Origin of the sequence: Enterobacter sp. WCHEn045836, from assembly GCF_003965585.1 — a bacterium.
Classification (GTDB): Bacteria; Pseudomonadota; Gammaproteobacteria; order Enterobacterales; family Enterobacteriaceae; genus Enterobacter; species Enterobacter dissolvens.
In genome coordinates this window covers 22,535-44,537 of record NZ_RXPT01000009.1, presented here as the reverse complement: position 1 = coordinate 44,537, position 22,003 = coordinate 22,535, and the positions used below count along the sequence as shown (strand labels likewise).

Annotated in this window: 18 protein-coding genes; 10 read left to right on the top strand and 8 right to left on the bottom strand. The window is 57.9% G+C overall.

All coding sequences use genetic code 11. The features are described 5' to 3' along the window. Positions 1-26: 26 nt before the first annotated feature. The 3 genes from EKN38_RS13325 to dsbG are packed head-to-tail and all read left to right on the top strand — an operon-like array spanning position 27 to position 3,477. Positions 27-2,057, top strand: coding sequence for a protein-disulfide reductase DsbD family protein (locus EKN38_RS13325; RefSeq protein WP_014831983.1), 2,031 nt, complete (start codon positions 27-29; stop codon positions 2,055-2,057). Between the two features lie 7 nt (positions 2,058-2,064). Further along, positions 2,065-2,676 (top strand): DsbA family protein, encoded by a 612-nt coding sequence (locus tag EKN38_RS13320; protein ID WP_014831982.1) that lies wholly within the window; start codon positions 2,065-2,067, stop codon positions 2,674-2,676. 42 nt (positions 2,677-2,718) lie between these two features. Further along, complete coding sequence (dsbG, locus tag EKN38_RS13315; protein WP_014831981.1) at positions 2,719-3,477, top strand: thiol:disulfide interchange protein DsbG; 759 nt, start codon at positions 2,719-2,721, stop codon at positions 3,475-3,477. Between the two features lie 40 nt (positions 3,478-3,517). Here dsbG and EKN38_RS13310 read toward each other — a convergent pair whose 3' ends face one another. The 3 genes from EKN38_RS13310 to EKN38_RS13300 form a co-directional block, all read right to left on the bottom strand. Continuing rightward, the gene (locus tag EKN38_RS13310; protein ID WP_046889651.1) at positions 3,518-4,810 is read right to left on the bottom strand and encodes a glycoside hydrolase family 10 protein; all 1,293 of its coding nucleotides are present in this window, start codon (positions 4,808-4,810) and stop codon (positions 3,518-3,520) included. Positions 4,811-4,817: 7 nt separating this feature from the next. Beyond that, positions 4,818-5,105, bottom strand: coding sequence for a VF530 family DNA-binding protein (locus tag EKN38_RS13305; protein WP_014831980.1), 288 nt, complete (start codon positions 5,103-5,105; stop codon positions 4,818-4,820). A gap of 127 nt (positions 5,106-5,232) precedes the next feature. Further along, on the bottom strand, positions 5,233-6,720 hold the full coding sequence (locus EKN38_RS13300; protein ID WP_014831979.1) for a UbiD family decarboxylase: 1,488 nt from the start codon (positions 6,718-6,720) through the stop codon (positions 5,233-5,235). A 115-nt stretch (positions 6,721-6,835) separates the two neighbouring features. Between EKN38_RS13300 and EKN38_RS13295 the strand changes: the two genes are divergently transcribed. After that, complete coding sequence (locus EKN38_RS13295) at positions 6,836-7,720, top strand: LysR substrate-binding domain-containing protein (RefSeq protein WP_014831978.1); 885 nt, start codon at positions 6,836-6,838, stop codon at positions 7,718-7,720. On the opposite strand, the gene EKN38_RS13290 is transcribed toward EKN38_RS13295, so the two are convergent. The 3 genes from EKN38_RS13290 to EKN38_RS13280 form a co-directional block, all read right to left on the bottom strand. Continuing rightward, positions 7,711-8,622: a LysR family transcriptional regulator gene (locus EKN38_RS13290; RefSeq protein WP_014831977.1), complete on the bottom strand. Its 912-nt coding sequence runs from the start codon at positions 8,620-8,622 to the stop codon at positions 7,711-7,713. The genes EKN38_RS13295 and EKN38_RS13290 overlap by 10 nt on opposite strands. A 15-nt stretch (positions 8,623-8,637) precedes the next feature. Beyond that, on the bottom strand, positions 8,638-9,624 hold the full coding sequence (locus EKN38_RS13285; protein ID WP_014831976.1) for an MBL fold metallo-hydrolase: 987 nt from the start codon (positions 9,622-9,624) through the stop codon (positions 8,638-8,640). Positions 9,625-9,766: 142 nt separating this feature from the next. Then, positions 9,767-10,507 carry a 5'-nucleotidase, lipoprotein e(P4) family gene (locus tag EKN38_RS13280; protein WP_014831975.1) on the bottom strand — a complete coding sequence of 247 codons (741 nt, stop codon included), beginning with the start codon at positions 10,505-10,507 and terminating at the stop codon, positions 9,767-9,769. Between the two features lie 162 nt (positions 10,508-10,669). Between EKN38_RS13280 and treZ the strand changes: the two genes are divergently transcribed. Genes treZ through glgX form a run of 3 tightly spaced genes read left to right on the top strand, consistent with a single transcriptional unit; the run spans position 10,670 to position 17,010 of the window. After that, complete coding sequence (gene treZ, locus EKN38_RS13275; protein ID WP_014831974.1) at positions 10,670-12,454, top strand: malto-oligosyltrehalose trehalohydrolase; 1,785 nt, start codon at positions 10,670-10,672, stop codon at positions 12,452-12,454. Then, positions 12,451-14,919 carry a malto-oligosyltrehalose synthase gene (gene treY, locus EKN38_RS13270; protein ID WP_014831973.1) on the top strand — a complete coding sequence of 823 codons (2,469 nt, stop codon included), beginning with the start codon at positions 12,451-12,453 and terminating at the stop codon, positions 14,917-14,919. The genes treZ and treY overlap by 4 nt, the downstream gene beginning before the upstream one ends. 15 nt (positions 14,920-14,934) lie before the next feature. Continuing rightward, complete coding sequence (gene glgX, locus EKN38_RS13265) at positions 14,935-17,010, top strand: glycogen debranching protein GlgX (protein WP_014831972.1); 2,076 nt, start codon at positions 14,935-14,937, stop codon at positions 17,008-17,010. A gap of 2 nt (positions 17,011-17,012) precedes the next feature. On the opposite strand, the gene EKN38_RS13260 is transcribed toward glgX, so the two are convergent. Beyond that, positions 17,013-17,561: a winged helix DNA-binding protein gene (locus EKN38_RS13260; RefSeq protein ID WP_014831971.1), complete on the bottom strand. Its 549-nt coding sequence runs from the start codon at positions 17,559-17,561 to the stop codon at positions 17,013-17,015. A 215-nt stretch (positions 17,562-17,776) separates the two neighbouring features. Between EKN38_RS13260 and EKN38_RS13255 the strand changes: the two genes are divergently transcribed. From EKN38_RS13255 to EKN38_RS13245, 3 genes are read left to right on the top strand one after another with little or no spacing between them, the layout of a single operon-like run. Beyond that, on the top strand, positions 17,777-18,499 hold the full coding sequence (locus tag EKN38_RS13255; protein WP_014831970.1) for a DUF969 domain-containing protein: 723 nt from the start codon (positions 17,777-17,779) through the stop codon (positions 18,497-18,499). After that, complete coding sequence (locus EKN38_RS13250; protein ID WP_014831969.1) at positions 18,496-19,482, top strand: DUF979 domain-containing protein; 987 nt, start codon at positions 18,496-18,498, stop codon at positions 19,480-19,482. Before EKN38_RS13255 ends, EKN38_RS13250 begins: the two co-directional genes overlap by 4 nt. A 9-nt stretch (positions 19,483-19,491) precedes the next feature. Beyond that, positions 19,492-20,487, top strand: a complete 996-nt coding sequence (locus EKN38_RS13245; RefSeq protein ID WP_014831968.1) for a DUF2891 domain-containing protein — start codon at positions 19,492-19,494, stop codon at positions 20,485-20,487. Between the two features lie 36 nt (positions 20,488-20,523). Here EKN38_RS13245 and EKN38_RS13240 read toward each other — a convergent pair whose 3' ends face one another. Beyond that, positions 20,524-21,933 (bottom strand): MFS transporter, encoded by a 1,410-nt coding sequence (locus tag EKN38_RS13240; RefSeq protein ID WP_014831967.1) that lies wholly within the window; start codon positions 21,931-21,933, stop codon positions 20,524-20,526. Positions 21,934-22,003 lie beyond the last annotated feature (70 nt).

The following is a 22,003-nucleotide window of genomic DNA, read 5'->3' as shown; positions in this document are numbered from 1 at the left end:
AATTTTCACTATTCACGGAGTAAAACATGGTTAACCTTTTCAGGGGACTCGTCCTCCTGTGGCTGTCCTGCATGGGAATTGCTCATGCGGCAGATACGGGCTGGCTGGTGTCACCGCAAAACGATCACGCCCGCATCCGCTTTCAGGCTGAGCGGGATCAAGACCGCATCATCGGCCTGCTCAGCGTCGAGCTGCAGCCCGGCTGGAAAACCTACTGGCGTTCGCCGGGCGAGGGCGGCGTGGCCCCCAAAATCAGCTGGCCACAGGGCGTTAAGGATACCTGGTACTGGCCGGTACCTTCGCGCTTTGATATTTCAGGCCTGACGACCCAGGGCTACCACGATAGCGTTACGATCCCCATTACGATCGCCGGGACGGACGCGGATGTGCTCGACGCCACGCTTACGCTCTCAACCTGCAGCAACGTCTGTCTGTTGACGGACTACGCGCTGCATCTCGATTTCCGCACGCCAGCGGATGCGGGCTTTCGTACGGCATTCGAAGACGCGATGCGTTCAATACCCGGTTCGTCTGGCGTGTCGTCAGATTTCAGCGCCTGGTTATCAGACGGCAAGCTGATGATGACGGGCACGACGGAAGGCGAATGGGTCAATCCCGGGATCTATTTTGACCCGCTGGAGGGTGACATTCTGCCCGGCGAACCGGTGATTAAGCACACCGGAAACCGGCTTCAGGTCGCGGTTCCGGTCACCGATGAGTGGGGCGATAAACCCGCGACGCTTGCGGGGAAAACGCTGTCATTTGTCGTCACCAACGGCGATAAAGCCCAGCAAACGCAACTGACTGTAGGCGCAGCCCCCGCAGACGCAGTGCAGAGTGCGCCCGCGGGAACAGCAAAAATGCTGGCCTTTGCCCTGCTGGGCGGGCTGATCCTGAACCTGATGCCCTGCGTATTGCCGGTAATGGGCATGAAACTCAGCAGCGTCCTGCAGGCGGGGACGGACACGCGGAAGATCCGGCTGCGTTTCCTGGCGACCACTGCGGGTATTCTGACCTCCTTTATGCTGCTGGCCACGATGGTGACCGTCCTGAAAGTGACCGGCGCGTCGCTGGGCTGGGGCATCCAGTTCCAGAACCCGTGGTTTATTGGGCTGATGGTCGCCGTGACCTTTATCTTTGCGCTGAACCTGTTTGGTGCGTTTGAGCTGTTTCTGCCTTCCGCCGCCACCGGACGGCTCGCTACAACGGGTGGAACCGGACTGACGGGCAGCTTCTGCGAAGGCATGTTTGCCACGCTGCTCGCCACGCCGTGTTCCGCGCCGTTCCTCGGTACGGCCGTGGCCTTCGCGCTGGGCGCGCCGCTGCATTCACTGTGGCTTATCTTCCTGATGCTCGGCGTGGGCATGAGTTTGCCGTGGCTGTTCGTCGCGTTGATCCCCAAAACCGCCTTGTTGCTACCAAAACCAGGCCGCTGGATGAATACCCTGAAGGTGATTCTGGGGGTGATGATGCTGGCCTCCAGCCTGTGGCTGGTGACGTTGCTGAGTCTGCATCTGGGCGAGACGTTCAGCCACATCCTGATGCTGCTTCTGATTGTGGTTGCCATTGTGGCCTGTGTGCTAAGCGCTCAGAAAACGTCGCCGCTGTTCTGGGTGGTAGCGCTCGTGCTGGCCATATTGGGCGGATATCAGCTGCGCGGGATAGTGAACGCAACGCCGGTTACCACGACTGAGAATAGCGAACAGACGATCCCGTGGCAGCCGCTCAGTGAGGAGGCAATCAGCGATGCGCTTGCGCAGGGGAAACGGGTGTTTGTGGATATCTCGGCGGACTGGTGCGTCACCTGCAAGGTGAATGAGCACCGGGTGCTCAATCAGCCGGAGGTTATCGCCGCGCTGCGCCAGCCGGATGTGGTGGCGCTACGCGGAGACTGGAGTCAGCCATCAGAGACGATTGCGGCGTTTCTGAAAACACGCAACCGCTACGCCATCCCGTTTAATCAGGTGTATGGCCCCGGAACGCCGGAGGGCGACATCCTCTCGCCACTGCTGGACAAACGCACCCTGATGACCACTCTGAACAAAGCAAAAGGCTAACGCTGTTATGAAAAAAATCCTTATTACGTTTCTGCTGTTTTTCGCGTCAGCCCAGGTCATGGCGGCGGACCCGATCACTCCGGATCAGGAGCAACGCGCTCAGAAGCTGGTCTACGATTTTCTGTTTAACGACCCGGATTCGCCGCGTATCGGTGCCAAAAATCCAAAACTGACGCTGGTGGTCTTTACGGACTACAACTGTCCCTACTGCAAAAAATTCGATCCGTATCTGGAGAAGATCGTCGAGAAACATCCTGAGGTGGCAGTGGTGTTTAAGTTCCTGCCATTCCGTTCGGAGAGCTCGCTGACTGCCGCGCGCGACGCGTTAACCGTCTGGCGTTCACATCCTGAGCAGTTTATGAAATTCAACGAGACCCTGATGGCGAAAAAAGGGTATCACGATGACGCCAGCATTCAGGAGGCGCAAAAGCGCGCGGGCGTGAATGTTGCAACGCCGGATGATACGAGCCTGGTCACGGTAAAACGCAGCCTGCTCATCGCCGAAAAACTGGGTATTCAGGGGACACCGGCCACGCTGATTGGCGAAGGATTGTTACCCGGCTGGGTACCGTTTGAACAGTTTGATGAAATGGTCACTGATGCACTGAAAAACCGCTAACCTGTAGGGGGCCGCAGGCCCCCGAACAAACCGGAGAGGGACATGAAAAAATTACTGTTACTTTCGCTGCTGACCGCGTCAGGGCTGGCGCAGGCTGCGGATACGATACCTGATGTCGTGAAGACCTTTAGCGAGCAGCAGGAGATTACGATCCTCAAGAAAATTGACGTGCCCGGTGGCGCACCCGCCTGGCTGGGGCAATATCAGGACATGGGGGTGACGCTCTTTCTGACACCTGACGGAAAGCACGTAATTTCGGGTTATCTCTATGACGAGAAGGGTAAAAACCTCAGCGAGGGTATTTTTCAGAAAGAGATCTACGCCCCGATGGGACGCGAAATGTGGGAACAGCTTAACGCCGCGCACCCCCTGAAAGAGGGGGCGGATAACGCGCCACGCAAAGTCTTTGTCTTCGCTGACCCGTTCTGCCCGTACTGCAAGGCATTCTGGTCGGAAGCACAGCCGTGGGTGAAGGCGGGTAAGGTGCAGCTCAACACGCTGCTGGTGGCGTTTCTCAACCCGAACAGCGGCCGTAACGCATCTGCGATCCTGAATGCAAAAGATCCGGTTACGGCGTGGAAGGAGTACGAACTGTCCGGCGGGAAAAAACTGCCAAAACCGGAAGGCACGGCGTCGCGTGAAACCGTGGCGATACTGCAAAAACACCAGGCGTTGATGGACAGTCTGGGGGCGAATGCCACGCCGGCCATTTATTATCTGAATGACCAGAACGAGCTCCAGCAGGTTGTCGGTATGCCGGACGCGAAGCAGCTTGAGGCGATGTTCGGGCCGAAGCCGTAAAAAATCAGGCAGAAACAGGGCGTTTCTGCCTGACATTCACTTAGCTTCCCCAGCGTCCTTTCAGGTAGTTTACCGCCTGCTGCGTCTGCGGCTGGTTGAGGTAATCTTCGCGGAACAGGATAGTGCCATTCACGTTCGGCAGGGCGTCGTTGAGATCGAGCTGTTTTTTCAGCTCCGGCACGCCGCCCTGAACCGTCCAGTCCGGCTCATTTCTCGACGGCTCGCCCACTTTATAGAACGCAATGCCGATGTACAGACGGGTATGGGTCGGTTTCACCACGTCGGCCCACCATTTGGTCAGCACGTCATAGCGCGCCGCATCCCGGGAGAACGGCCAGTAGATTTGCGGGGCAATGTAGTCCAGCAGCCCCTGTTGCACCCACTGACGGGTATCAGCGTAGGATTCATCATACGCCGCCGCGCCACGGGTGTCGGATCCTGCCGGGTCGAAAGAGCGGTTACGCCAGACACCCGCCGGGCTGACGCCAAACTCAACGTCGGGTTTTGTCTGTTTAATTGCGCGGGAAACCTGAACGATCAGCTGCTGCGTATTGTGCCGACGCCAGTCGGCTTTGGAGCTAAACCCCTGGCCGTATTGTCTGTAGGTCTGCGCATCATTCAGCGTTGAGCGGGGCGATTCGGCATAAAAGTAGTCATCAAACTGTACGCCGTCTATCGGGTAATTCGCCACCACCTCGGTCACCACCCGGGTTATCCAGTCACGCACCTCCGGGATGCCCGGGTCGAGCACAAACCGATCGCCTGCGATGCGAACCCACTCAGGGTGCTGCACGTAGACGCTGGACGGTTGCTGGTATGAGGTGCGGTTCAGCGCGGCGATGGTTGACGGTCTGGTATTGGTTGAAACGCGATAGGGGTTGAACCAGGCGTGAACTTTCATCCCACGCTTGTGGGCTTCATCAAGCATAAACTGCAGCGGATCGTAGCCCGGATACTCGCCGATGTTGCCGGTAAGCATATCTGACCACGGCAGGATTTTGGACGACCAGAGCGCCGTGCTGTCCGGTTTCACCTGGAAAAACACCGTGTTAATTCCCAGGCGTTTAAGATTGTCGAGTTTGTCGATCAGCGCCTGCTTTTGCATCGCGATACGCTGGTCAGCACTGCGGCCATTCACCGACGCCACCGGCGGCCAGTCAAGGCGGGAGACAGTCGCCAGCCAGATCCCACGCATCGGCTCATTTGCCTGCTGCGTCGGTTTGCTTGTGGTCGGGAGCGGTGTGACCAGCGACTTTGGGGGTTTTGAGGAGCAACTAACAAGTAAAAGCGCGCAGCCAAGCAGCGCACCCGTCCGTTTTACATGTCGCATCATTTGCGTATTAGCTCTTGGTTATCCGACTATTGGCCCAGGGGTTAAAGGCGGGCGCCTCGGGTTCAGCGGCCCCGTTATCATTGAGGGAATCCAGATACAGGGCTTCAACTTCCGCGCGCGCCCAGGGGGTGCGGCGCAGGAATTTCAGGCTCGACTTCACACTTGGGTCTTTTCTGAAACAGTTGATTTTGATTCGGTTACCTAACTCGCTCCAGCCGTATCGCGCCACCAGGGCGTTGACCATCATCTCCAGCGTAACGCCATGCAAAGGATCTTTGGAAATATGTGCAGTCATAGGCGTTCGGTGTCTCGATTGTCAGGAGGTTGGGGTAAACGCTGAAAGGGTACAAGAAAGCAGGGGAAGCGGCAATTTAAGCTTGCGTTTCTTCACCCCATCGGGGTGAAGAAACGGCGACGACGGCTTATTTTTTATCGTTGAACAGTTCCGGTGCCCATGGAGTGGGATCAACTTCCATAAACGGCGCACGTTCAAAGCGGTCCTTTAGCGCCCACGGTACCGTGCAGTCGAAGACAGTCTTGCAGGAAATGCCGTTTCCTCGGATCGAGGTGCTGTAGTCCGGCGACTGCGACGGATCCAGTTGGTGGCCACGGATCCCCGGAATGTTGGTGATGCTCACATCGCCCTGCATACGGGTGGTCATCGCCCACAGGATGTCGTCACTGTCGAAGATGTCCACGTCTTCATCCACGAGGATAATGTTTTTCAGCTCGGAATAGGTGGCTAAGGCGATAAGCGCCGCCTGGCCCTGACGTCCTTCGTCTGAGGGCTGGCGTTTTTTCACCTGTAAAATGCCGAGGAATTTACCGCCCCCGGCGGTGTGTGCGTAGACGTTCTGCAGAAAACCAGGGATGGCCTCTTCGACCGCGTTGCGAATGCTGGCCTCTGTCGGCAAACCGGCCAGCGTGGTGTGCTCTTCGCCCGGGCCCACCAGCGTCTGCAGGATCGCGTGGTTTCGCATGGTGACCGCTTTCACTTTGATAACCGGTAAGGACGGGTTGGCTTCACCGCAGTAGCCCGGGAACTCCGGCATGGCGTGGCCGGTGTTGGTGTGCTGATCTTCTCTTACGCGCACGCCAGGAAGCAGTTCGCCCTCAATGATGATTTCCGCCCGCGCGATCGCTTTCTCTTTTACCGCCACACCCTGTACCAGTTCCACCGGCTGCTGGCGTAATGCACCGGCGACGCCAAGCTCGTTGTAACCGAATGGCGTGGTTGGCGCTTCGAAACAGGCCCCAATGTAGATAGCCGGGTCAAGTCCCATATTGATGGTGACCGGCAGCGGTTTGCCCGCCGCTTCGGCCTTCTTGCGAAAGACTTCGATATGGCGACCGGCGGCAAGGAACATAGAGAGTTCATCTCGCTCCTGCACACAGAGACGGTGAATGGTCACGTCGGTCAGCGAGGTATCTTCCGGATCGCTTGCCAGCACCAGCCCCAGACAGAAGAACGGGCCTGCATCAATCGGCGTGTTGGTTGGGGCCGGGAGCAGCTTACGCAGGTCAAAGTCCGGATCGTCGGCATAGAAGACCTGCTCCTGGCATGGTGCCTGAGAGGCCGGGACCACCACCGGCGCAACCGGGTTTTTCACCGCCTGACCGACGTGCTGCGCCAGCTTCGAGGGTTCGCACCCCAGCAGCAGTGCCGCTCTTTCCCGGCTGGCGTGCATCCCTACCAGGATGCGGGAGCCGGGGTAGCCCTTCACGCTATTGAACATCATGGCCGGGCCCGTGCGGGTGGGGCGTTTTACGGTACCGCCCGCGCCGATATGGCGGTACACGCCTGCCAGTTCCGCATTGGGATCTACGGGGTGATCGGTTTCGATATAGTGACCCTGATGGCGTTGCAGCAACGCGATGGCGCTTCTGAGATCGTTGATGGGGTTTTGCATGTTTTTCTCCCTTAATGGCTTACCTCCATTGTTGGGCGAACGACAGATAGCATCAATTGCATCATTAATGCTATTTTGATAAGCGTTTTGTTATCAATTTTCGCAGGACTTCGTCATGCAATTTCGTCTGATGCGTAATTTTCTGGTGGTGGCCGAAGAGCTCCATATGCACCGCGCCGCGGAGCGGCTGAACATGGCGCAACCGGCGCTGAGTCAGCAGATTAAAGCGCTGGAGGCGCGCCTGGGCGTCACACTGTTTAGCCGGGCACATCGTCGCTTAACCCTGACGCCTGCCGGAGACGCGTTTCTGGTCAAAGCCCGGCTGGCAATTGCGATGACCGAGCAGGCCGTGCTGGACGCCAGACAAACCGCCCGTGGCGAACAGGGGGTGCTGAATCTGGGATGTGTATCGAGTGCGATGTTCGACGGTAAGCTGCCTGCTACGCTACGCCAGCTGCACGAGAACTGGCCCGCGATTGCCATTTCACTGATGACCGGGAACGTGCAGACGCTTTACGAAGCCGTGCAGACCAACCAACTGGACGTGGCGATTATCCGGGCTCCGCTGCCTGCGTTACCTGACGATCTGCAATCTCGCCCCTTTACCTCAGAGAAAACGGTGCTGGCACTGCCTCGCCAACATCCCCTGGCCACGTCATCCGCACTGACGCTTTCAACAGTGAAGGACGAAAAGTGGATCTCGCTACGCGACCCGCAAGGCATGGGGCTGGAACAATATTTCTGTGATGCCTGTAACGGGGCGGGTTTCCAGCCGGAGGTGGTGCAGAATGCCACCGACGTGCCCACCGTCATCAGCCTTGTCGCGGCGGGATTTGGCATTGCGCTCTTGCCCGCCTCAGCCAGGGCGGTGAGCGTCGGGAATGTGGTTTATGTCGACATTATTGATCGGCTCAGGGAGAGCGAGCTGACGCTGGTTTGTCACCGAATCATACGTTCTGAAGTCTTAAAAAAGTTCCTGACTACTGTCGCTCAGGGCTGACGTCCGGCGGCGAGCAGCAGTTGTTCGCGCAACCAGGCGCTCGCCGTATCCTGGCTGTTTTTAGGATGCCAGTACATGCTGATGGCGATCGGCTGCAAAGGCAGCGGCGGTGGGAAAATATCGAGCGTGGTGGCGAACTGCTGCAACATGCGGCCCGGTAAGGTGCAAATCAGGTCAGTCCCCGCCACCAGAGGCGGTGCCATGGCATAGCTTTGCGTGGACATCACCACGTTGCGTTGATATCCCAGCCCGGCCAGCGTCTGGTCGACAAAGCCGGTAAACGGATCGCCCTGGGAGGAGACCACCAGATGAGAGAGGGCGCAATACTGCGCCAGATCCAGCGGCCCCGTACCGCGAGGATGCTCTTTGCGCTGGGCGGTGGCAAACGCGTCTTCAAACAGTTTGCGTCTGACCCAGCCGTCGTGCGCGCCCGCACTCACGCCGATGTAAATATCAACGTCTCCGCTTTCCAGCTGCTGGGGCAGGTTCACCCACTCCGGCAGGGCGAAACGCAGGCGGATCCCTGGCGCTTCACGTCTGATGTGATTCAGCAGTTCAGCCCCAAGCATCAGGGCCGGGTTTTCATGCAGGGCAATGACGAACGTGCGGTTGCTCTCGCGGGGGTTAAACCCGGTGGGGGCAAGCATCGCGCTGATACCACGCAGAACGGCCGCGACCTGTGGCCTCAGCGCCTCGGCTCGGGGTGTGGGCAATACCCCACGTCCATGTGGGGAAGGGATAAACAACGGCTCGCCAAAAATGGCACGCAGGCGCGTAAGACGGGCTGACAGCGCGGGCTGGCTGACACCCAGACGTGCGGCGGCATGCGTGATGTTCCGGTCGGTGAGCAGTGCATCCAACGTCAATATCAGGTCAATATCCAGGTCTGAAAATGGCGTCATGGTGTTTTCCGTTGTTTATTTAGCCGTGCTGGCGTCCCGGTTGGTATAGGTAACCGGAACCCAGGCATAGCCCGCACGTTCGCCTTTGGTGACATAGCCGATACCGGGGAACGGCAGGTGAGGCGCGGCAACCAGATCTCTGTTTTTGACGAAGTCGTCAAAGGCATGCTTGCGCACACGGGCGGCGCCGTCCTGATCTTCATCGTAGGCGATGGTCACCTCAGGCTGCGGGAACTGGACCGCAGCAGCGTGAATAATGTCGCCCACGAAGGTGATCTTCTCGCCTTTACTTTCCAGTGTATAGAAGGCCGAGCCCGGCGTATGGCCAGGGTGAACCGTTCCGGTGATCCCCGGCAGCAGCTCAGAAGTACCGGAAAACGGTACCACTTTGCCGGCATCAAGATACGGTTTTAAGGTCTTCTGCGCCACGTCAAAGTAGTTCTGATCGTAACCGGTTTTTTTCTGATTCTCTTCATTGAAGAAAAAGTCGATATCCGGTTTCCCGACGAACACGCGAGCGTTGGTAAACACCGCCTTGCCGTCCTTAATCAGGCCACCGGCGTGATCGGAATGGGCGTGCGTCAGTAAGATTTCCGTGATGTCCTGCGGTTTGATCCCCTGCGTCGCCAGGCTCTCTATGAGACGCCCGCCGTTACCCGGACCAAAGAGCTGGCCTGAACCCGTATCGACCAGAATTTTGTGTCCCGGCAGCGCAATCAGGAAGGCGTTGATGGAGACCTCTGGCGGGTTGGTCTGGAAATTGTTCGCCAGCAGTGCATCAATTTGTTGCGGCGTTGTCCGGCGCAGCAGCTTATGCAAATCCTGCGCGACGCTGCCGTCTGTAAACGCGGTGACCAGCACGTCGCCCACCTGAACGCTGTAGCCGCCCGCCGGTTGTTTCACCACGTGCTGAGGCGTCTCTGCCAGGGAGTGCAGCGCAGGGTAGAAGAGCAGTGAACTGGTGATGAGCGTAGAGAGGGCAAGTTTCTTGACAGTAAGCATGATGATCTCCTTTAGAAAGTTGTCATCTTACTTATGCATCAAAATTTAAGAACCCGCTCAAAAGTGATAGGACCTATAAATGGGATGAATAGCTCAGTGGGTTGGCCGGGCAATGGCATTGCCGTGCCCGGCGGGCATATTGTTACGGCTTCCAGCTATCCGGCGTGGCTTTTGACCATGAGCCATAAGCGGCGTTAGGCAGCACAATCCAGTCATTGCCAAAATGCTCTGCACTTGCCTCAACCAGCTCACGCTGCTGCTCGCTCGGTTTTTTGTTTTTAAACTGCACGGCGAAATCCGGCAGGCTGTCGCCAAACAGCATAATGATCTGCTGCTTTTTAAGGATGCTCTGGCGGCGCTCTTCTTTGCTTACCGTATCCAGAAGCACGCTGTCGTCCGAGACCTGCGGCAGGCCAAGGGATTTTAACGTTTTGATGGTATCTGCTTTATTTTCCTGCATGCGGTCAGAGACATAGTAGATACGCACCTTGCTTTGATCCACATGCTCAAGAAACGCCTTCGCGCCGGGGATCAGGCCGGGTTTTCCCTGTTTTTCCCAGTTGCTCCAGGTATCCCATTGGGTATAGTCATGGCATTGTTCCATGTCACGCACCAACAGCGGGGTGTTGTCGAGCACGGTTTCATCCAGATCCATCACCACCGCGTAATTTTCTGGCGTTTTCAGATCTTTCACCTTCTCATCAAAACGCCCGGTGGCAAAACGGTACGTCTGCAGCTGAAGCGCCATGATTTCAGCCGACTTCTGCTGATAGCGCAGCGCCATTTCGTAGGCTTTTGGTTCACACAGTTCATTATTCGCCGCTGTAGCGGTTGCGCTCAACATCGGTAATGCCACCAGTAATGCCTTAGCTATTGAATTCATTATTGTTTCCTTAACACCCTTGTCAAAATGACGACAGCGTAATGAATTTTAGTGACAGAAAAATGACGGTTGCACTTCTGGCCGCTGTTGAAGCGTGCTTTCGATCCTGAACTAAGCTTGTACTTCGTTCCGCGTAAAATGTGGGTCATTCGAGGACAATGAATGGAATTCAGGACATTTCAAAAGCAGTGGGGTGCTGAGTTTATTTCCGGTGACGTTGTACGTTTTCGCGTCTGGGCTGAAGGACAACAACAACTTACGCTACGTGTGGCAGACGAGGATCTGCCCATGACGGCGGTCGGTCACGGCTGGTTTCAGATTGACGTACCTGGCGTGACGCATGGCACCGAGTATCAGTTCGTTTTACAGGACGGCATGACGGTACCTGACCCCGCGTCGCGGGCACAAAAAGGGGACGTTAACGGCCCCTCCGTGGTGATCAACCCCGGACGCTATCAGCCCGTGAACCCGAACTGGGCAGGGCGACCGTGGGAAGAGACGGTCATTTACGAACTGCACATCGGCACCTTTACCCCGCAGGGCACCTTCCGGGCGGCTATCGACAAGCTGCCGTATCTGGCTGAACTCGGTATCACCCAGCTTGAAGTCATGCCGGTTTCACAGTTCGGCGGCAGTCGCGGCTGGGGCTATGACGGCGTATTGCTGTATGCGCCGCACTCTGCCTACGGCACGCCGGAGGATTTTCACGCGTTCATTGACGCGGCGCACGGCCTGGGCCTTTCTGTCGTGCTGGATATCGTACTCAACCATTTCGGCCCGGAGGGAAACTACTTACCCTTGCTGTCACCCGCGTTTTTCGATGCGCAGAGAATGACGCCGTGGGGTAACGGTATTGCCTATGAACGGGAGCCGGTCAGACACTACATTCTGGATGCGCCCCTGTTCTGGCTGACTGAATACCGTCTGGATGGTTTACGGTTTGATGCCATCGACCAGATCAAAGATACGGCGTCGAAACATATTCTTAAGCAGATCGCGGAAACGATCCGCGAAGCGCTCCCGGATCGTCATATTCATCTCACCACCGAAGACAGCCGTAACGTCATTTTCCTGCATCCACGGGATGAAAAGGGAGCCACGCCGCTGTTTACCGCCGAGTGGAATGATGACTTCCACAACGCCGCCCACGTCTTTGCCACCGGCGAAACGCATGCCTACTATCAGGATTTTGCCTTCGAACCCGAGAAAAAATTCGCCAGAGCGCTCGCAGAAGGGTTTGTCTATCAGGGTGAGGTCTCTTTGCAGACCGGACACTCACGCGGGGTGGAATGCCACACCCAGCCGCCGACCTTCTTTGTCGATTTTATTCAAAACCACGATCAAACCGGTAACCGCGCCCAGGGCGAACGGCTTATTACCCTGGCGGGCGCGGATAAAACCCGCGTACTGCTCGCCGCGCTGCTGCTGTCACCCCATATCCCGCTGCTGTTTATGGGCGAAGAGTACGGCGAAACTAACCCGTTCCTGTTCTTTACGGATTTTCATGGCGAGCTGGCGACAGCCGTGCGGGAAGGGCGGGCAAAAGAGTTTACCGGCCACAGCGGACACGATGGCGATGTACCGGATCCGAATGACGAGCAGACCTTTGCCCGCTCAAAACTGGACTGGCATAACGTGACGACTGCGCAGGGTAAATCCTGGCTGCGCTTCACGCGAAGCCTGCTGGTCCTGCGTCATCGCTATCTTGTGCCATTACTTCGCCCTGGCGGCACCGTTGAGGGGAAAATCGTTAAGACCGCTCCCGGTATGGTGGCGGTGAGCTGGTCTTTCCCGACGGGCACGTTGTCGCTGGCGCTCAATATCGGTAATAAGCCCGTTGACGTTCCTGCGCTGGCAGGTGAAACGCTCTTTAGCTGGCCGGAGGTCAGTGACATATTACCGCCGAACAGCATTGTCGTTCGTTTTGCTGATGGAGACGTATCATGATCCCTTGTGCCACGTACCGAATACAGTTCCGCAATGGCATGACCTTTGACCGCGTGGTGGAGCTGGTGCCATATCTTAAAGACCTCGGGATCAGCCATCTCTATGCCTCACCGATATTTACCGCCACCAGCGGGTCAACCCACGGTTATGACGTCACCGATCCTAATGAGATCGACCCCGCCATTGGCGGACGCGCAGGATTCGACCGCATGACGGCGGCACTCAGGCAGGCGGGAATGGGGCTGATCCTGGACATTGTCCCTAACCACATGTCGACCTCGCTGGAAAACCGCTGGTGGCGGGACGTTATCGCGTTTGGTCAGCAAAGCCGCTACGCGCACTATTTTGATATCGACTGGTCGCGCCCGCTGACGCTGCCGTTCCTTGGCGATACCTTTGAGGCCGAGCTGGAGAAGGGGACACTCACCATAGAACGTGACAGTGTCACAGGTGAGGCCGCGCTGGTCTACTATGACACAGCCTATCCGCTTAACCCCGGAACATGGGATGCGGATAAAAGCATTGAGGCGATCCACGAGGCGCAGAGCTGGCGTCTGATGTCCTGGCGGGAAGCGCCGAAACAGCTCTCATGGCGGCGCTTTTTTGAAATTACCGGCCTGGTGGGCGTCAGAGTGGAAGACGAGGGGGTGTTTCAGGATACGCATCGCCTGATCCTCGAGCTCGTGCATACCGGCATTGTCGACGGGTTGCGCATTGACCATATCGACGGGCTGGCCGACCCGCTGGGTTACCTGCAGCGGTTACGGCAGGCAACCGGTCCCGACTGTTATATCACGGTGGAAAAAATTCTCGCCAAAGGGGAACAACTGCCTGCGGAATGGCCGGTCTCTGGTACCACCGGCTACGAGTTTATCGCCTCGCTGGCCGAAGTGCTGGTCGACGATAATAACCTCGGGCGGCTGGAAAAAATCCACGACGAGACGCTGGGCGTGACGGTCGATCGCCATGCGGAACTTCGCAACGCTAAAGGGCTGATGACCGATCGCAATTTTGAAGGTGAATTCACCACGCTGCTCAACATTGCCACCGACCTTGCCCGGCACAATGGCATTGACGTGCCGCAGGACGATATCCGATATACGCTGCGCGAACTGCTGATTGCCTTTCCGGTCTACCGCACCTACGGCACCGCCGACGGGTTAACTGCCCCGGATGTCGCGCTGTTGAACCGCGTTGTCGCCAGCGTGGACGCACCGGAACCGGCGTTAAGCCTGTTGGTGAGGATCCTCACCGGCGACCTGGACGCCAGCAGCCGCGATGCGGCCTCGCTGTTCAGAACCCGCTTCCAGCAGCTTACCGGGCCGTTGATGGCGAAATCGGTGGAAGATACGCTCTTTTTCCGCCACAACCTTGAGCTCGCCCTGAACGAAGTGGGGGCCGATCCCACCCCGCGCGCGTTTTCGTTATCCCGCTTTCACCAGGAGATGCGTATTCGTCTGGCCCGTCAGCCCGATGCGCTGCTGGGAACCTCCACGCACGACACCAAGCGCGGGGAAGACGCGCGGGCGCGTCTCTACACCCTGACGGAGGCCCCGGAACAGTGGGGCGAAAATCTGGCGCGCTGGCGGCAGATGAACCAGACCCAGGTGCGTTTTCTCAATGACGGTACCGCACCAAACGCGGCCGATACCTGGATGATCTACCAGGCGCTGGCGGGCGTCTGGCCTGCAACGTTGTCGCCTGACGATGGTGAAGGGCTGAAGTCTCTCGAAGCGCGTTTCCTCGGGTTTATTGAGAAAGCGCTGCGCGAGGCCAAACAGCGTACCGACTGGATCGACAGCAATGAGAGCTATGAGAGCGTGGTGCTGAATTACGTCCGGCACTTGCTATCTCCTGAGAACACGCTGTTCCTGCATGATTTCGCGTCCTCCCTGCAACCCTTTATCCGCGCCGGGCTGATGAACAGTCTGAGCCAGACGGTGATCAAACTGACGGCGCCGGGCGTACCGGATATCTATCAGGGAAGCGAGGCGCTTAACTTTAGCCTGGTCGACCCGGATAACCGGCTGGAGCCAGACTTTGCCACGCTGAGGCAAAACCTGGGCAGCGCTGATGCGACGCTCTTTGCTGACGAACGGCAGTGGCGTAACGGCAGGGTGAAGCAGTATGTCACCGCCACGCTGTTACGCGTCCGGCAGCACTATTTATCGCTGTTCCGCTATGGTGACTGGCTGCCGCTGAAGGTCAGCGGCGAGCGCGAGGAAAACCTGATTGTCTACGCGCGCGTGAAGGACGGGGAGGCGCTGATTGTTGCCGTACCCCGTCTGGTTTTTGCTACCCCCACAAACGAAACGCTGTGGGCCAACACCTCGGTTGCCATCCCCGAAGAACTTTCCGGGAAACGCTACCGGGATCTGTTTACCGGTGAACGCCGGGAGCTGCGGGAGACGCTGGATTTAACGTCTGAAACAGGAAGTTTGTTAGTTCTGCTTACCTGCGAATAATCGTGGAGAACGAAAATGGCAAAGGATAACAGGTTTGAAATTCGGGCTGGTCACGGCCAGCAGCTCGGCGCAAATTACGACGGGAAAGGGGTTAACTTCGCCCTGTTTTCTGCCCACGCCGAGCGGGTGGAGCTCTGTCTGTTCGACCCCTCCGGCAAAACGGAAATCGCGCGACTGGAGCTGCCGGAATATACCCACGAGATCTGGCACGGCTATGTGCCGGACCTGAAGCCCGGCGCGCTGTATGGCTATCGCGTCTACGGGCCGTATGACCCGGAAAACGGGCATCGCTTTAACCCGCATAAGCTGCTGATCGATCCCTATGCCCGTGAACTGGTGGGCGATATCGACTGGAATGACGCCCTTTTTGGCTACGAGTTGGGTCATGACGCGCTGGATCTGAGCTTTGATACGCGGGACAGCGCGCCGTTCACCCCAAAATGCAGGGTCATCGATCCCAATGCGTTTGACTGGCAGGACCATCAGCGGCCAGCGATCCCCTGGCCGCATACCGTGGTTTATGAGAGCCATGTGAAAGGCTTTACCCAGCTCAACCCGGCGATACCGCCCGAGCTGCGCGGCACCTTTGAAGGCATGGGGCATAAAGCCTCGGTCGATTACATTAAAAGTCTGGGTATCACCGCCGTCGAGCTGCTGCCGGTTCACTGGTTCCCGGACGATCAGCACCTGCTGGACCGCGGCCTCAAGAATTTCTGGGGCTATAACACGCTGGGCTTTTTTGCCCCCGCGTCACGCTATTACGGCCCGGCGGGGATCCAGGGTTTTCGCGATATGGTGCGCGCTTACCATGACGCGGGTATCGAGGTGATTCTGGACGTGGTCTATAACCACACGGCAGAGGGCAATGAGCTTGGCCCGACGCTCTCGTTCAAGGGTATCGATAACTACAGCTATTACCGCACCTTGCCGGATCAGCATCGCTATTACATCAATGACACCGGCACGGGGAATACGGTGAACACCTCACACCCGCGAGTGCTGCAGATGGTGATGGATTCGCTGCGCTACTGGGCGGAATCGATGCATATCGACGGTTTTCGCTTCGATCTGGGAACGATACTGGGGCGCGAGCCAGAAGGGTTCGATCCGCGCGGTGGCTTCTTTGATGCCATGACCCAGGATCCGGTTTTATCAAAACTCAAGCTCATCGGTGAGCCCTGGGATATCGGCCCCGGCGGCTATCAGGTGGGCGGCTTCCCGCCCGGCTGGGGCGAGTGGAACGACAAATATCGCGATACCGTTCGCGAATACTGGCGGGGCGATAACGTCCCCACTGATTTTGCCGCCCGCCTGCTGGGCTCGGGCGATCTCTATGATTTACGCGGGCGTCGCCCGTGGGCCAGCGTCAACTTTATTACCGCGCATGACGGCTTCACGCTGAACGATCTGGTGTCGTACAACGAGAAACACAATGCCGATAACGGTGAAGAGAACAACGACGGGCACAACGATAACCGCGCGTATAACTACGGCGAGGAAGGCCCGACCGAGAACCCCGACATTATTGCCGTCCGTGAACGGCAGAAACGGAACTTCCTCACCACGCTGTTGTTCTCCCACGGTACACCGATGCTGCTGGCCGGGGATGAGTTTGGCCGAACGCAAAAAGGGAACAACAACGGCTATTGCCAGGACAGCGAGATCTCGTGGATCAACTGGAAAGGGTTATCAGAAAACGACGTCGCGCTGCGCGAGTTTACCCGGCACCTGATTGCACTTCGCGCGAAACAGCCGCTGCTGCGCCGGGAGAGCTGGCGCGACGGCCTTGAGATCCGCTGGTTCAACGCCGGAGGAGGACCGCAGCAGTCAGAACACTGGGAGGAGGGCTCGACGCTCGGCGTCTCCATCAGCCGGCCCGATCTTATTCAGGAGGAGGGGATTTGGCACGACGTACTGATGCTGTTCAATCCGTTCGAAGGCGCCGTGTCGTTCCAGATCCCGCAGTTTGGGGAAGGTGGCTGGGTGCTGGAACTCTCCACGGCAGGGGACGTTGCCACGGGCGAGGTCATCACCCGGACCGTGGATTACGAACTGGCGGGACGCAGTATTACCCTCTTCAGACGCCCGTGATGTCAAAGTGATGCCGCCGCCCGTGCGGCGGTGTCATACAGGGATGAAATAGTGCGCAGCAGCTGGGCGGTGTCACCGATAGAAGCACCCGAAATCCCGCTTTCGGCATGAATGTTGATCAGACACGCTTCGCGCACATCCCGGTATTTCATGCACAGCGCTTTACCCGCCTCCGTGGTGGAGAAGAAGAGCTCTTTTCCTGCCTTTTCACTCGTGACGTAGCCCGCCTTGACCAGCTTTTTCAACGCGTAGGTCACCACGTGGGTATCTTCCACGTTGAGCACAAAACAGATATCGGCCAGCTTCTTCTTGCGATTGCGGTGATTCACATGATGCAAAAGCGAGACGTCAAAGGCGCCCATATCCGGCTCACCGGCGGCCGTCATGCAGCGCACCATCCATTTATTGAACGCGTTGCTGGTCATGATCAGCGCGTACTCCAGCTCCGACAGCTCCGCGCAGCGCTCGGAAACCAGATGGCGGGAGGAGACGATCCGGCCGTCGTTAATGTCGTCGTGATTCATTGATGCAGCACTTTTCTTCAGGGTCATAACGTTCCTTACGGGAGTGTGGCTGTTGCCCGGAAATGTAAACTCATCGATAAAATAAGAACATTTTATTGATAAATTGTTTACATGTTTTTGCGGTTCAGATATAGCTTTTTAACGCAGGTTTTCGAAGCCTGCCGTAAAACACAACATCGCTCGCCGCAAATTAAAAAAATAGCCGTCGGCGCGCAACGCTCACTTTGGATAGGGTAACGTTTATGGACGGTTCTGCACTGTTGCCGCTTATCGGGATCCCGGTGGTGGTTATTGGTTTTGCCCTGCGCTTCAATCCGCTACTGGTGGTTGTGGTAGCGGGGCTGGCGACGGGTCTGCTGGTTGGGATGGATTTCGGCATGCTGCTGGAAACCTTCGGCGAGAAGTTCGTCAACAGCCGCTCTCTGGCCACTTTCATTCTGATCCTGCCGGTTATCGGTTTGCTGGAATATTACGGTCTTAAAGAGCGCGCGCAGGCGTGGGTGGCGAAGATCGCCAGCGCCACCTCGGCGCGTATTCTGATGATCTATTTTGTCGCGCGTGAGGGGACGGCCGCGCTGGGGCTGATGTCGCTTGGCGGTCATGCCCAGACGGTGCGTCCACTGCTGGCGCCGATGGCCGAAGGGGCGGCGCTGAATGAGTACGGCGAACTGCCCCAACATATCCGCGACAAAATCAAAGCCCATGCCGCCTCGTGCGACAATATCGCGGTGTTCTTTGGCGAGGATATTTTTATCGCCTTCGGGGCGGTGCTGTTGATCGACGCCTTCCTGAAGGAGAACGGTATTCAGGGAATTGAACCGCTGCATATCGGCCTGTGGGCGATCCCGACGGCGATTGCGGCATTGATAATTCATATGACGCGTCTGCTGCGCCTGGATGCCAGCATCCGTCGCGACGTGATGGCCTGGAAAGCCGGGCAGGGAACGCAGGAGATCGCGCCATGATGACGCTGCTCACTATCAACCGCGTGTACTACCTGATTGGCTTTGTCGTGATGCTGCTGGTGATCATGACCCTGCGCGATCGCGCCAATCCCAAACGCTTTACCACAGCACTGTTCTGGTTTCTGTTCGGTGGGATCTTCCTGTTCGGTGACCTGATGGTGCAGGAGCTGGGTCGCTCGCTGGCGTACCGGATCATTGGCGGCGCCGTGATTGTGATAGCGCTGCTGGCAGGCTTTGGCCTGGTTGGAAAAGGGCACTACAAAATGGCCAGCGAGCCCGAGCGTATTGCCTCCTCAAACCGGCTGAAAAACTGGCTGTTTTTACCGGCCCTGATGATCCCGGTGGTGACGGTTATCGGCACGCTGTTCCTGAAAGGGGTGTCGATTGGCGGGGTTTACCTGCTCGATCAAAAACAGCTCACGCTGGCGGCGCTGTGCGTGGCCTGTGTGGCGGCGATCCTTACCGGCTGGTGGCTGACAAAGGGCACGCCGCTGCATGCCGTCCGTCAGTCTCGCCGCCTGGTGGATACCATTGGCTGGGCGGTGATCCTGCCGCAGATGCTGGCCATGCTGGGCGGGGTCTTCGTGGTAGCCAATACCGGCAACTCCGTGCAACAGGTGGTCAGCCTGTTTGTGAACCCGGATAACCGCTTTATGCTGGTGGTGATCTATTGCGTGGGTATGGCGCTGTTCACCATGATCATGGGCAACGCCTTTGCGGCCTTCCCGGTGCTGAGTGCCGGTATCGCCTTACCGTTCCTGATCCACGTGCATCACGGTAACCCGGCCCCGCTGCTGGCGATTGGTATGTACGCAGGCTATTGCGGCACGTTGATGACGCCGATGGCCGCGAACTTCAACATCGTTCCCGCCGCGTTACTGGAGCTGAAAGACAAATATCAGGTCATAAAGATCCAGATCCCGACCGCGTTAACCCTGCTGGTGGTGAACGTGTTCCTCATGTATTTCCTCGTGTTTCGCTAAGGAGCTGTCATGGAATTAACGCAACATCAGGCTGACGCATTTGCCCGCATGCCTTTGACCTATTTGCGTCAGGAATACCCGAACCACATCATGCACCTGCTCAATGATGATGGCGACGTGCTGCCGCCTCGCGAACTGCACCCGATTTTCTACGGCTGTTTCGACTGGCACTCGGCGGTGCACGGCTACTGGCTGCTGCTGCGCTGCCTGCGTCTTTACCCGCAACTGTCGTGCCGGGAAGACATTATCACCCTGTTTGCCGACCATCTCACGCCAGAAAAGGTGGCGCAGGAGCTGGCCTATTTCAACGCGCCGTTCCGCGCCTCGTTCGAGCGTCCGTATGGCTACGGCTGGCTGCTGGCGCTGGCTCAGGAGCTAAAACAGTCATCGCTGCCGCAGGCGGCAGGCTGGTATCAGACGCTTGAGCCGTTAACGCAGGACATTCGCAACCGCCTGGTGGATTACCTCAGCAAGCTGACGTACCCGATCCGGGTTGGCACGCATTACAACACCGCGTTTGCGCTGGCGCTGGGGGTCGATTACGCCCGGGCGGTGGAAGATAGCGCGCTGGAGAGTGCCATTCTGAAGGCGGCGACGCGGTTTTATCTCGCGGATACCCAGTATCCGGCTCACTATGAACCGGGTGGCGATGAGTATGTGTCCGGCGCGCTGACAGAAGCCCTGCTGATGAGCAAAGTGGCGGAGAATTTCCCGGCCTGGTTCGACGCGTTTCTGCCCAATATCGGGGCCGTTGCGGCGCTGATGAACCCGGCAGAAGTGAGTGACCGTACCGACCCGAAAATTGCGCATCTGGATGGGTTAAACCTCAGCCGCGCCTGGTGCATGAAGCATATTGCCAGTTCGCTGCCGGAGGATCATCCGGCGCAGCAGGCGCTGCGTGATGCGGTGGCGAAACACCTGACGGCGAGCGTCGAGCATGTTGTCGGCAGTCACTACAGCGGTGGGCACTGGCTGGCGAGTTTTGCGCTGCTGGCGCTGGAGTAAATATGGGGGCAGCGTCGCAGGACGCTGCCCTGGCGTTTATGCCGTAGCCCTTCGCGCGTTACGCAGTCTGCTAACGCTAAATAACACCGATGTAGTTGACGCGATCACCGCGATCCACAGCGCAAGATGAACGGCACCGTCATCCAGCGTCTGATGGTCTGACCCTGCGGTCGCGGCCAGCAAAACACCCACCACGGCGGCACCGAGACACTGGCCAAACGTTCTGACGATGGACAACACCCCGGACGCATAGCTGGCATACTCCCGGGCAACGTTAGAGAGCATTTCCCGGTTATTGGGACTCTGGAAACAGCCAAAGCCGATGCCGCACACCAGGCTCCTGAGGCAAATATCCCAGGCAGAAGGGCTGGTCGGCAGCGTCGCCAGCAAAATCAACCCAACGACAAAAATCATCAGCCCGAGGGTCGAAATCAGCGGCGCGGAGATCGTATCTGCCCAACGGCCCGCGTGCGGCGCAATGAGTACAATACCTATCGGCCAGGGGGTGAACAGTAACGCGGCGATCGCCGGGCTATAGCCGTACACGCTCTGAAAGAGAAACGGCAGCGCGACAAAGGTAATGCCCTGACTCACAAATGAAGCCAGCGAGGTGAGGGCGGCGAGGGTAAACCGTCCGTTGCTGAATATCACCGGCGGCAGGATGGGGCTCCGGGTGCGACGGATATGCCAGACAAAGACGATGAGGCTGATCGTGGCGACAAGTGCCCAGCAAACCGTGCTGATGGCGTGCGCTCTATTCTCTACGCTGTTTGCCGCCATGATCATCGACCCCAGCAGGATGACGGACAACAGGGCACCGGGCACATCGAACGGAGATGTATCAGTGCCCGTCGTCCGCGGCAGCGCTTTCCATGCCAACAGCAGGGCAATCGAGCCCGGGATAATGTTGATTGCGAACAACCATTGCCAGCTCAATACGTCGAGGATTGTTCCGCCCAGCACCGGCGCAATGGCAGTACTGGAAGCGATAAGCAGGGCGTGCAGCCCCAGAATGCGGCCAAGCAGCCGTCCCGGGAATACCGAGCGCAGGATCGCCGGGGCAATACTCAACGTGGCCGCGCCGCCGATACCCTGCAGAATTCGCATCCCGATCAGCATTTCCGGCGTTGTTGCCAGCGCGCAGCCGAGCGAGGTCAGGGTAAACGTAGCCAGTCCCGCCAGAAACACCGGGCGGTAACCCACGCGCGCGGCGAGTGCGGCGAAGATGGCTAACGTCATGGCCGCAGACAGCAGATAGCCGTTGGCGAACCAGACAGCGACGTTCGCGGGCACCTGCATCGCGTTGGCCATTGATGGCAGGGCAATGTTGATCATGGTGCCGTCGAATACGCCCATCAGCGTGGTGGTCATCACCGCAGCCATCACCCGGGCGCGTTCATGTCCCGGTAACCCTTCGTCGCCGGGTTGGTTTGAAAAGAGCGTCATCGTGTTTTCTCCAGGGAAAATGTTGATGACGACACTATAGTAATCGGTTATACAGGGCGGAAGACGCAGC